This is a genomic window from Nostoc sp. (assembly GCF_036917435.1).
Lineage (GTDB): Bacteria > Cyanobacteriota > Cyanobacteriia > Cyanobacteriales > Nostocaceae > Nostoc.
Window position 1 is genome coordinate 135,671 of the sequence record NZ_JBALDM010000056.1, and the last position, 12,145, is coordinate 147,815.

12 protein-coding genes and 1 pseudogene are annotated in these 12,145 nt (G+C 38.5%); 2 read left to right on the plus strand and 11 right to left on the minus strand.

Annotated features, from left to right (window positions below; translation table 11 throughout):
• Positions 1–158: 158 nt before the first annotated feature.
• The 5 genes from V7K98_RS27140 to V7K98_RS27160 all read right to left on the minus strand — a co-directional run bounded on the left by V7K98_RS27140 (position 159) and on the right by V7K98_RS27160 (position 5,418).
• Complete coding sequence (locus V7K98_RS27140; RefSeq protein WP_335027626.1) at positions 159–926, minus strand: DUF1350 family protein; 768 nt, start codon at positions 924–926, stop codon at positions 159–161.
• Between the two features lie 286 nt (positions 927–1,212).
• Positions 1,213–1,932 (minus strand): hypothetical protein, encoded by a 720-nt coding sequence (locus tag V7K98_RS27145; RefSeq protein WP_335027628.1) that lies wholly within the window; start codon positions 1,930–1,932, stop codon positions 1,213–1,215.
• Between the two features lie 445 nt (positions 1,933–2,377).
• Positions 2,378–4,300: a M48 family metallopeptidase gene (locus V7K98_RS27150; protein ID WP_335027630.1), complete on the minus strand. Its 1,923-nt coding sequence runs from the start codon at positions 4,298–4,300 to the stop codon at positions 2,378–2,380.
• Between the two features lie 6 nt (positions 4,301–4,306).
• On the minus strand, positions 4,307–4,894 hold the full coding sequence (locus V7K98_RS27155; RefSeq protein ID WP_335027632.1) for a LemA family protein: 588 nt from the start codon (positions 4,892–4,894) through the stop codon (positions 4,307–4,309).
• A 272-nt stretch (positions 4,895–5,166) separates the two neighbouring features.
• Positions 5,167–5,418: a hypothetical protein gene (locus tag V7K98_RS27160; protein WP_335027634.1), complete on the minus strand. Its 252-nt coding sequence runs from the start codon at positions 5,416–5,418 to the stop codon at positions 5,167–5,169.
• Between the two features lie 264 nt (positions 5,419–5,682).
• Between V7K98_RS27160 and V7K98_RS27165 the strand changes: the two genes are divergently transcribed.
• On the plus strand, positions 5,683–6,951 hold the full coding sequence (locus tag V7K98_RS27165; protein WP_335027636.1) for a bifunctional sterol desaturase/short chain dehydrogenase: 1,269 nt from the start codon (positions 5,683–5,685) through the stop codon (positions 6,949–6,951).
• Positions 6,952–7,141: 190 nt separating this feature from the next.
• On the opposite strand, the gene V7K98_RS27170 is transcribed toward V7K98_RS27165, so the two are convergent.
• From V7K98_RS27170 to V7K98_RS27180, 3 genes and pseudogenes are all read right to left on the minus strand, one after another.
• Positions 7,142–7,528, minus strand: coding sequence for a type II toxin-antitoxin system VapC family toxin (locus tag V7K98_RS27170; RefSeq protein WP_335027638.1), 387 nt, complete (start codon positions 7,526–7,528; stop codon positions 7,142–7,144).
• Positions 7,525–7,764 (minus strand): type II toxin-antitoxin system Phd/YefM family antitoxin, encoded by a 240-nt coding sequence (locus tag V7K98_RS27175; protein ID WP_335027640.1) that lies wholly within the window; start codon positions 7,762–7,764, stop codon positions 7,525–7,527. Before V7K98_RS27175 ends, V7K98_RS27170 begins: the two co-directional genes overlap by 4 nt.
• A gap of 192 nt (positions 7,765–7,956) precedes the next feature.
• Positions 7,957–8,392, minus strand: a pseudogene (locus V7K98_RS27180) (XisI protein).
• A gap of 107 nt (positions 8,393–8,499) precedes the next feature.
• On the opposite strand from V7K98_RS27180, the gene V7K98_RS27185 reads away from it, so the two are divergent.
• Entirely contained in the window at positions 8,500–9,495 is a 996-nt protein-coding gene (locus tag V7K98_RS27185) for a hypothetical protein (RefSeq protein WP_335027643.1), read from the plus strand.
• Between the two features lie 213 nt (positions 9,496–9,708).
• Here V7K98_RS27185 and V7K98_RS27190 read toward each other — a convergent pair whose 3' ends face one another.
• The 3 genes from V7K98_RS27190 to ahcY form a co-directional block, all read right to left on the minus strand.
• Positions 9,709–10,041, minus strand: coding sequence for a XisI protein (locus tag V7K98_RS27190; RefSeq protein WP_335027645.1), 333 nt, complete (start codon positions 10,039–10,041; stop codon positions 9,709–9,711).
• Positions 10,029–10,448 (minus strand): XisH family protein, encoded by a 420-nt coding sequence (locus tag V7K98_RS27195; RefSeq protein ID WP_335027647.1) that lies wholly within the window; start codon positions 10,446–10,448, stop codon positions 10,029–10,031. Before V7K98_RS27195 ends, V7K98_RS27190 begins: the two co-directional genes overlap by 13 nt.
• 156 nt (positions 10,449–10,604) lie before the next feature.
• Positions 10,605–11,882 (minus strand): adenosylhomocysteinase, encoded by a 1,278-nt coding sequence (gene ahcY, locus V7K98_RS27200; protein WP_335027649.1) that lies wholly within the window; start codon positions 11,880–11,882, stop codon positions 10,605–10,607.
• Positions 11,883–12,145 lie beyond the last annotated feature (263 nt).

Sequence of the window (12,145 nt, forward strand, 5' to 3'; positions counted from 1 at the left end):
GGTGATTAACATGAGAAACTTAGGCTAAGGTTGGGTGTCTCGCCCACCCTACAAGAAGTAGTTGAGTATTTTTTATTGGAAGTCTCTATATACAGAGATAATTACTAAATCATTTCCATTTTTTCGTCGATTTTATGACGTTAATAAGTCATAAAATATTATGGGGGCGAAAGAGGATTCACCCACAAGAGAATGGAACTTTTTAACTGGTTTAAGTCGCGGTATGCTTCTTGCTTAAACCATTGCCCTAATGCATCAAAGGGAGTGAAAGATGTTCCAGTTTGCCATTTAATATCTTGACCTAAAGGTGTTGTGTGAGTTCCTGGTAAGGTTTGCGCTGTCACCATATCATCAAAACGTTCTTGTAATATTTTGGTTAAAGCTGCTGATTGATCGATGGTGTCATTACTAAATTTTATTAATAAATTGCGCCGGATATTGTAACGCTCTTGGACAAGCTTGTTTGTTTCTACGGGTGAGGGTGTAAACTCGATTTTCAAAGTAGAATTGAACTGTTCTACTAGGGGGATAGCTTCTTTGGCGGCGTAGTTGTTGAAGGATATTAAAATATTGCCTGCACGTTCTACCTTAAAAAGGCTACCAATCAGCAAGTGAAGTTTACAGCCCATACTGTGCCCAAGCCCGTAGATGGGGAAGTAAAGCTTGCGTAATGCCCCAGAATCATGTAGGCGTTCGAGGGTGCGGTCAAAATTTAACAGCACAGATTTAGCGATCGCAGTATGATCCAGTGTATTGACGAAAGGCGTAGCAATTACAACATAGCCTTTACTTGCTAGTTGTTCGAGTAACCAACGATAAGTGATGTGCGGTGCAGTGGCAACAAATGCACCTCCTAAAAAATGGATGATACCTATAGGATTTCGGGGAATGATTACCCAGTTACCTCTGATTTCTTTCCAGTCCATGCTGATAAGCGATCGCTTTCTTGATATTCTTTATGTTAGACCGAGGATCGCAACCGTGGGAAAGATTATGGAAAAAGCCATCGACAATTCATCATTACGTTATGGTTAAGCTCTAAATCCCCATCCATAACGGGGCTATCTGAAGAGAAGAAGTCTGTTAATCTGACCTATCTTTTAATTACGAATTACGCAAAGCCTGCGGCTGCGGCATAGCTTCTCTACGAGACGCTCCGCGAACGCTTAACGCGGAGCGTGCCGGAGGCTCTATTACGAATTACGAATTATTTTAACGCTGAGTCTCTAATCTTTTCATTTCATGTTGCACATCTAATGCAATCTGTAATGCTTCATTGAGTAACCTTCCATGTTCAGTAGCCTGTTCATTTACTTGCATGGCTGTTAAAGTTGCCAAATTGTTGATAAATAGTTCTGTATTACTAAGAATAAAGCTCTTATTTTCTCTCAAAATCCTTTCTGTCTTCAAAGCGCGAACTAAATCAGCTTTGGTGAGCTTAAGCGCTTCTATAACACTCTCCCTTTCCTTTATAAGCACTTCTGGATTACCAGCTTCTTCTATTTGATCGTTAATATCTATTGCTCTAATAACAGTATTATATCTTTCAACATCGGCTAATAAAATTTGCAGAGAATTTGTCATGTTGATTTTGACAGTTTTACTTTTATTTCTCCATACTAAATATAAGATGCTTTGTGTAAAACCGCCAACCCAAAGACCTAAAATAATTAATACTATCCAGGATGGAACTGTCATCCATGATACAAATATTTTGAGAATTATATCAAACAAAAGATAGCCAAAAACAAATGTAGAAAATCCGATAAAAATTACAGTTGCTCCTTCTGAGCTTTTAATTTTTTGGATATATATTTTTGCTAACTTTTGGAGAGTATTTGTAATGATTAAAAGTCGAACATTGACAGGTAAATTAGTCAGCTTTTGCAGTTCATGCTGACTAATTTCCAAGCCCTGTAAATCATCCCGCACAGCTTTTTAATCCTTGCCAGAATAGTTATTTAATCTAATATAGCAATCAAATTTCTGGAATGTTGGCATTTTGTCTAAACTTGTTTAAGCAAGTTAATATTTCTAGGCAATGCCAAGATTTTTTGTACAATATGATACTTTGAAAAATTATGTTTGGAAACATTAGCAGCAGAAAAGCACTATCATTAATATTTAGATAGTTACAGCATATTGCAGGTAAATGAAGTACACGGGTAGGGGCACAACATGTTGTGCCCCTACGATGATCTGTACCTCACGCCTGTTGCAATCTGCTGTATAGCAATCCTGAATCAAACGGGCAGAAACAAGATCCCCGACTTCTTTAATAAGTCGGGGATCTCTTTGGGTTGCAACTCTTAATAAATCAAATAAAATTGCTATTGAGTGATTAAGTCATTGTTTATATTGCATCCCACTTTTTACATTAACTTCTCTTTGGAGAAGATTGTTTCTGTTTTGAAACGCTACGCTGAGGATTTAAAAATGGGGGGATGGGACAGTCTAGCGTCATAGCGATCGCTCTGAGCAAATCGGCTTCTGATTGTGTAACTTTGTTATCTAATAGTACTGTATGAGCGCAGGCATCTACAATAGCTTGCTTGAGTTTAGAACTGGCAAGACGAAGGCGTTCAATACTCTTCTTCAGTTCAGTGAAATTACAGGTAAGTGGTATTTCTGGTTTTTCTTGCTCTCCGGCTTTAGGAAGTCGAAAAACTCCAGAACGAAAAGCATAGGCAATGTCATCGGTGTAGCCATCGGGCTGAGAGTGTCCAACGCGGGCAATTACAGATAGTACTAATAGACAATCTGGCCAAATTTGTTCTATGGAGGTGAATTCTACCGTTGTAGTAGACGTAGGATTTATACTAGGTTGGAGACGATGCCAAAGTATTAACTGCAACACAAAATGCCACAGTGATAAACTTCCGGTGGCTACAACTAAACCGTGGACGCATTTGCAGAGCCTTTGGCATTCTTTGGCAGAATTTTGGCGCAATATGGGTACTGTCAAATCTACAAGTGGCAAGCGAATTTTAGGATCTAACTGGCTAATTTCGCTACTTAATTCCAAGGTTTTATCTACCAACTCAGTAGGCTGAACCTCCCGTAACCAAGCAATTTGACGTTCTTTAATCTCGATATTTTCAGTATCTAATGCTAGGGCAAAAGCGATCGCCATTGCACTTTGCTGTTCTCGCACACCTAAGCGTAGAGATTCTGGTAACTGCGATAACAGCCCTTGAGCATGAGCAAAATGCTCTGGGGTAACGCTTCCCACCTGGTTTATAAACTGTTCTGGCGTGGCGCTAGAACCACCAGCAAAGCCCATTGTTAGGGATTCCTGGGAGGGGGAACGCATTTGATTGCGAGATGGCATTGCTGCCAAATTGCTGACGTTCAAACCCCCAACGCGGCGGATACGTTCTGCTAGGGGCGGGTGGGTAGAAAACATATTTTCCCAGAAAGAGGGGTTGAGGGCATTGCCAAAAAACATGTGGCTAGCGCCTTCTGCTGCGGGCGAAATCAACCGTGAATCCATCTGTTGGAGTTTTTGGAAGACTCCGTTAAGTCCGTTTGGGTTGCGAGTGAACTGTACAGCCGAAGCATCGGCGAGAAATTCCCGTTGACGAGAGACGGCGGCTTTAATCAGTCGCCCGCAGAGTAATCCGATGCCGCCAATTGCCATCAGTGCTAAACCAAAAGCCCACAGGGGTAAACCCTTGTCTTCGCGGTAAGTACCGCGAATGCGCCACAACAACTCCCCGGTTAAGTAAATGAACAAAATCCCGTGTAATAGTCCCACCAAACGCAAATTTAGCCGCATATCTCCATTGAGAATATGACTGAATTCGTGGCCAATGACTCCTTGTAGCTCATCCCGGCTCAAGTGTTGCAAAGTTCCACGGGTAACTCCAATTACAGCATCATTGGGGGTAAATCCGGCAGCAAAGGCATTAATGCTGGTTTCTCTTTCAAGGAGATAAACTTGTGGGACAGAAATGCCAGAAGCGATCGCCATTTCCTCGACAATATTTAATAGTTGTTGCCCTTGTTCATCTGCCATTTCTGGGATTAGGAGTCTTCCCCCCAACTCTTGGGCAATTACGCTTCCGCCCTCACGGAGACAGGCAATCTTATATAAACTTCCAACTGCGATCGCAATTATTGTAATCCCAGCTACGGAGATAAATAACCCTGGATGCCACCAAACACGAGGAGCCATGCGGAATAGAAATAAAGCAGCAATGTAAATCGCAATAATCATAACTGCGATCGACAGGGAAAATAATCCAATTAATTGTTGCGTGTTTTGGCGTGCCCGATCCTGATGTTCAAAGAAATTCATAGACACCTAAAAAGACACACGTGGAGCATTTCTCATTTCTGGAGTAGCTTCGGCAAGTAATTCTGCAACAGTAAAGTTAAAAGTATTTGCCACAAGGTTGCTGGGGAAAGATTCGCTCTTGGTGTTGTAAAGTGTTACAGCGTCATTAAAAGCCTGACGTGCAAAAGCAATCCGGTTTTCAGTGGAAGATAATTCTTCCATAACCTGAGTCATGCTGCGATCGGCTTTCAATTCAGGATAAGATTCTGAAAGTACCATCAAGCGACTTAACGCACCCGTCAGCGCCCCTTCAGCATTACCCAACTGTTGCATCGATTGGGGATCGCCGGGATTTTGTGCGGCACGACTGCTAGCATTAATTGCAGAATTCCGGGCGGCAATAACTGCTTCTAAGGTTTCTCGTTCATGTTTCATATAACCTTTCGCAGTTTCCACCAAGTTGGGAATTAAATCATAGCGGCGCTGCAATTGAACATCGATTTGAGAATAAGCATTTTTGTACCGATTGCGATATTTGACTAAATCGTTGTAGCTATTAATGATAATTGCAGCAACAATGGCAACCAAAGCAACAGAAAATATTAAAAGCCCCATATTTTTAGATTATTTCCATTAGATACTTACTTGATATCCAGCAATATTTATGTGGATATAAAGATGAGTCTACTTGTAGTAACTTGGCTTCGTCGTCTGTAAAATTAGTTACGCAATTGCACTGATATAGATAATTTCTAGGATTTATTAAATAACCACAGAGGTACAGAGAATAATTTTCCACAATTCTAAATTTTTATGAACTTTATAATCTCTCCTTTCTCTGCGTACTCTGCGTCTCTGCGGTTTATTAAAAATTTTAATCAGATAACTTACCCATGAATATGAAGAAATAGGGAATAACCACTGACAGCAAAAATAAAAAGGATGGCTGCGGGAAAAATTACTACATCCCTGACAATAAATAAAATCCAATCTTTTCTTAATTCATGTTTAAACTTGAGTTCTCGTAGTTTTCGCTCAAGTTCTATGTCTTCTTCTGACTGCAAGTTTTCAGTTGACATAATGAGTGGATCGTCACCTTTACTGGCAATTATTTCTGATAAATCTTTTATATCTGTCATGCTGTTCAAATACCAATAATTTCTAGTTTTAAGATTGTAGCTATGACCATTCTGCCCTGTACAATTTTTCATGCGGAATATGCAATTTTATGTAAAGCTTCATTTATCCGTATCAATTACGTTTCATGCCTGACTAAAAGCACATCATAAATTGAGCAAACACTTTACCTACATTGAACCTGGCTATATGATGCTCTAGACTCGACCTTAACGCACCTTTATTAGATCATGAAAAATGATTGAGAAAAACGAGTATAGACAAACATGATAAAAATATTAGCTGAAAACTTGATGGGAATTGAAGCAGCATTACAAACTAATTGGGTTTGGTTAAATACCAGCTTGCAGTTTGTTAGCTGGGGACTTTTTTCACTTTTGCTTGCTGAGGTCTTGAGAGACACATACCATGCTTTGTGTCACCAAGTCAACTGGCTTGCTAAATGGCACAACAAGCACCATGCAGCCTATCGCCGCGATTTATCGATAGTTTCCCTGAAAATTTACCAAGAATCCCAACTTTATCACGATATTTTAGAGTCCAGTCTACTGCTGGTGATATTGGTAGTCATTGCCTTAATATTCCAACAGATGGGGTTATGGCTGGGAGTAGTTTATGGTTCCACCTTCTTATATGGCGCGTCTGTGCGATATTTCCAGGGAAAAATTGATACAGATTTCAACCACCTCCCCGGCCCTTTAGAGACAATTCCATCTATTTGGTGGGTGAATCGCTCTTATCATTGGCGGCATCATTTTGATGATGTCAATGCTTATTACAGTGGTGTCTTTCCCCTGGTGGATAAAATTATTGGTACAGGACTATCTCTCAAGGGGAAAACCATCGCTTTAACCGGAGCATCAGGAGCGTTAGGGCAAGCGTTGGCGGCTGAACTTGTAAAGAATAATGCTAAAGTCGTGGCATTAACCACTAATCCAGAAAAATTAGTAGAGCAAGTTGGGGTGAAAGTGGTTCCCTGGCAGTTGGGTGATGAAGCCGAACTAAGGGATAGTTTAGAGAAAGTAGATATTTTAATTATCAACCACGGAATAAATGTCTACGCCAGCCGCACACCAGAGGCTATCAATTCCTCTTATGAGGTGAACACCTTTTCAGCATTACGGCTGATGGATATATTTGTGACAACTGTAACAGGGCCACAGGCAAAAGCAACGAAGGAAATTTGGGTAAACACTTCTGAAGCTGAGATTTCTCCAGCGCTGAGTCCACTTTATGAACTCAGCAAGCGATCGCTAGGTGATATAGTTACCCTCAAGCGTTTGGACGGAGATTGTGTAATTCGCAAGTTAATTCTTGGCCCATTTAAGAGTCAACTGAATCCTTATGGAGTGATGTCTGCACAGCAAGTTGCTCGTGCTATTTTATTTTTGGCACGGCGAGACTTCCGAAATATTATTGTGGCAATAAATCCTCTCACCTATCTGCTGTTTCCCTTGAAGGAAGCTAGTACTTCGCTATACTATCGAGTCTTTAGCCGGACAGCAAAAAGCGAACAGGATTTAGGTAAACAATAGCGGAAACCCTTATTTTCAGGTAGGGGCAATTCATGAATTGCCCCTGAGTGCGTGTAGTTTTGCGTAGGTGTAGCCCGCCGCAGGCATCGTTCTGAGTGAGTGCTGATTATTTAATGTTGAAAAAAGCCTATATTTATACGCTTTTAAACTGGTAAAACTATTTTGTACCAGATTTTGAGCAATTATTGCCCTAACATAAAATACTAACCGAGTAAGAACGAATTGCTGGATCTACAGTTACAAGTGTTAAATTATGTTCTAAAGCTTGACAAATCAGCATTCTATCAAAAAGATCGCGATGTAATAATGGTAAATTCAAGAGTTGAGCAACACTTTTTTCATCTAGGTTGACACTACTGATTAGATGCTGCTGACGCTGTTTGATAAGGTAGATTTCAGGTGATTCTGGTAATGGTAATTTACCTAATTGATATTTAACGGTTGCTTCCCAAACTGAAACGCAACTTAAATATACGTCGTTATTTAAATCACGAATACTATTTTGTAAATGAATTGGTAATTTTTGATCGCCACTAATAAACCATAAAAAAATATGGGTATCTAATAATAGTTTCATTTACCCTCAAAACTATTCAAAATCTCTTCAGGTAAAGGACTATCAAAATCATCTGGAACAATAAACTCTCCAGCACATAAGCCATAAGGTCTAATTTGTTGAGAAGTAGCTGAAACTGGTTTAATTTCTGCAATAGGTTTACCTGCTTGCATGATAATAATACTTTCCCCTGCTGCTACTTGTTGAAGATAACTAGTTAGATTTCGCTGGATTTCATCAATTGTTACGGTTAACATGAGATTTTTATCTAAGAATATTTTTAGTATATCAATTTGAAAGTTTGAAGTTATGACAATGACTATTCCAAATTTAGCAACAGCTTTTAATGAGCAGAGTCATAAAATACTGTTAATGAAAAATAAATCATGAATATCTAAATTAAACCTGAATTAAAGCAAATTATCCAAGCCCATAAAATTTAGGCTTAATTAAGTAACGGCAAATTCAGTATACTGTCTGATATCGACTGGTTGGAAGGCGAGAACAATTTGATTTTTAGGAATACCAGCGTTAACAAGTTCGTTGGCAATACCGTATTCTGTACCGTCTCTTTGAATCCAGATTTTATCATTGATAATGTCAATATGGACTAAACAACCATGCACCCGTTGATTATTTTCCCAGCCTAGTGTTAGTAGTAAGCTGTCGTGCATTTAATTTGCACAGCTAGGGCGGGCAAGATGCCCACCCCACAAGAGATTTATTTTTTTGAGGATGCAAATTAAAGTATTTTCAGCTTAGGTAATGGTTGGCGGTTTGGTCTATAATTAGTTGTCTTTCTAGTTCTCCGTAAGCGTAGGGGAGTTGGGCGTATTCGTTTAATATTTTTTGAATGATTTGGCGATAATTATCTAAGGTATCCATTGCAGTACCACCTCTCGTTTTGAGTCGAAGACAAGTACAAAAGTAAGAACGTATAAATATAGTAATATTTTAAATTAATAATGTTTTTGCAAATTTAAATAATCACTATGTCAAATCCAATTTTAATAAGTTTAAAAATTTATCTTGAACAATTTTGCTGTGATTTTTTCAGTAAGAGGCAAATAGACACTATTTTTTCCGGTGGAGGCTTTACCAGAGATGAATCAATAAATTTTGAGTATAAGCGTGATTTAATAAATCAATATTATAAATCAGTAGATTGGGAAAGTCCAGTAATAATACCCAAATTGAATCAAGTTATAGAAACAATATTGTTTTCTATTCATTTCTCTGATGATACAAAAAATAATTTTCGTAAAACATTATCAGACATTGGTTTGAAATTTGACGGAAATAGAGTAATTTATCAGCCTATTATTCCTAATAATAGTTTATTCCTATCACAATTTCCTGTTGGATTACCATTTGGCAAACCCAAACCAGAGTTTGCTGTTCAAATTGACAAAGGTAGCCAAAAGTTAAAATTTGAATGGAAAAATGGTATTGGAATTATAGACTTTAATGTTTATCCTGATTTAACTTACCAAAAATTAGCACAAAATTTCAATTTACATTTAGGGACAACAGATACAAGTTTAAGAAGAGCTTTGAGAGACATGAATCAAACTGAATACGAGACAAATTTTTTTCTCCATTATGCTACTAAATTTGATATGGCTAATCAAAATATACCTGTACTCATACCTCAAAGTTGGATACAGTGGCATTCACAATCAAAAAAATATTTAAATTCTACCTCATCTCTGAATATTAACGATGTTTATAGGGTTGACTTTGTAGCTTTCTGGAAAAATAAAAGATTTGCCATTTTTATTGACGATATTAGTCACTATGCTACTCGTAAACATAATCAAAAAATCTGGTTAGCTAATGAAGAAGAATATTCTAAAAATATACAACAAGATAGAAAATTGATGAAAGAAGGATGGTTTGTAATTAGATTTAATAATTGGGAAATAAAACAAAAAGAATTACTTGATAAAGCTATGATTGATTTACAAGAAATAATAGTTTTTACTTGATATTGTGCTTTTCTTATTCTCTTCTTACTTCGTGTTTTTCGTGCTTTTATGGTTCGTTAAATAAATCCATAATGCCGAACGAAAAAAGGGATTACCCAAAGCCCATATCCTAAAAAATCAACTTATCCATTATCGGTTCCCGAAGTCCAAGTATTGATATACTCAACTTTCAACAATCGGGATAAAATGCAAAAATTTTAACCAGATGCAAAATTAAACAGATGCAAAACCAGTAAACTGCCGGACATAAGGCGATCTAAAACCTAAAACAATATCTGTTGTTGGCACACCTAATTCTACTAATTGATTAGCTATTCCTTCTTCAGTAAAATCGCGCTGAATCCAAATTTTATTATCCTTGATACTAATATGAATGGGGCATCCATAGACTCTTTCTTCATCATGCCATCCCACATATAATAATAAATAGCGATCGCGTTCTGTATCAAAGACAATTTCAGTATTTTCTAAATCTTCTTTTGGTTGTTCATTTACATATTTATAGATGATTTTTTTCACTAATTCCTGATAATTTAAGTTTTCCATAATACTACCTCCTGTTTTTGGACATGAAAAACCAATAACTTGATTTCATATCGTTCTAATACACTTTGAATAAAAGAATCCAGAAAAAATTCTTGGTAGATATCTTTAGCTATTGCCAAGTATAATACTCGTTCAGAGTCCTTTTGCTCCAATGCTACTCTGTAGTTCAAAAATTGACCAACAGCTGTATGAAATTCTGAGATTGCTGACATCCCAATAAAACTTTTTACCTCTATTGCTATTTTTTGCTCATCTTTATCAGCCGCAATTAACTTTTGCGCTCCCATGTCTATTTTAATTCTAATTTGTTCAGTGAGTTGAAAGAACAAGGGATCGTGTGTAATTTTCCAGCCATCTTTTTCTAAGGCTACTTTCACAGTATTATGAAAAATATCTTTTGCTGACATATAAAAAAGAATAGTCTAAATTATAATCTTACCTAATTTTTTAAGTAAGCTATTGCACTTGCGTTTACTCTACGGGAATGCTTCAGCGAATGTGCGAACACAAAAAAAGGGATAAGCCCAAAAGCCTATCCCCCAAAAAATCAATTAATCAATGTATCAAGTTCCACTTGTCCAAGAATTGATGTACTCAATTTGATCGGCAGTCAAGCTATCAATTGTGATACCAATAGCTTGCAACTTCAACCGAGCAATTTCTTGATCGACTTCAACCGGAATTGAGTGCAAACCAGGGGCTAACTTCCCTTTATTCTTCACCAGGAATTCACAAGCCAAAGCTTGGTTTGCAAAACTCATATCCATTACCGCGCTGGGGTGTCCTTCAGCCGCAGCTAGGTTAATCAAGCGTCCTTGTCCAAGAACGACAACTGATTTACCATTTTTCAATTTATACTCTTCAGTGAAAGGACGAACATCTTTGACTTCTTTAGCTTGTGCAGCCAAGTATTTCAAATCAAGTTCTAAGTCGAAGTGACCAGAGTTACAAACGATCGCACCGTCTTTCATCACATCGAAGTGTTCACCGCGAATGACGTGCTTGTTACCAGTCACAGTGATAAAAATATCACCTTCAGATGCAGCTTTAGCCATTGGCAAGACGCGGAAGCCATCCATTACGGCTTCAATTGCCTTGATGGGGTCGATTTCGGTGACGATGACGTTAGCACCCATCCCACGGGCGCGGAGGGCTGTACCTTTACCACACCAGCCATAACCGACGACAACAACGTTCTTCCCAGCCAACAAAATATTTGTGGCGCGGATAATGCCATCTAGGGTTGATTGCCCAGTACCATAGCGATTATCAAAGAAGTGCTTGGTATCAGCGTCGTTGACGTTGACTGCGGGGAAGGTGAGAACGCCTTCTCTAAACATGGCGCGTAACCGCACGATACCAGTGGTGGTTTCTTCGGTGCTACCAATCAAATCAGCAATTTGATGTTGGCGGTGTTGGATTAAAGCCGCAACTACATCGCTACCGTCATCAACAATAATGTTGGGGCGATGATCTAAAGCTATTTGGACGTGGCGGTTATAAGTTTCGTTATCTTCGCCTTTTTGAGCAAAGACGGGAATTTCATGATCGAGGACGAGGCTAGCTGCTACGTCGTCTTGAGTTGATAAGGGGTTACTAGCAATTAAAAGCGCGTCTGCACCACCGGCTTTCAGAGCGATCGCCAAGTGTGCTGTTTCTGTTGTAATGTGGGCGCAAGCTACAAGGCGTAAACCAGCGAATGGCTTTTCGATCGCAAAGCGATCGCGGATTTGCTTCAAAACTGGCATTTCGCGTCCAGCCCATTCAATGCGCTGTCTACCCAAGGCAGCTAGGCCGAGGTCTTTAACCTCGTGCTTTAATCGGGGAGAAGTTGCGGTCATCAAAAGTTACCTCAAAAAATAAAAAAAGCTACGTAAATTTTACGCACTCTACTAGAGTATTGTACAACTGGCAATTTTTGCTTGTAATAATAGCAAATCACTAGTCAACAGTCCTCAAAACTAGCTTGCCGTTTGATCACCATAATGTCAACGTCATCGCCAGGTTCTTCCTTTTAGTTTTATCTTTGCTAAAACTAAAACTCTTCTCAGCTTCAAATTCTGACTATCAGCCAATTGTCATCTATCTAAAGATAGATAAAAAA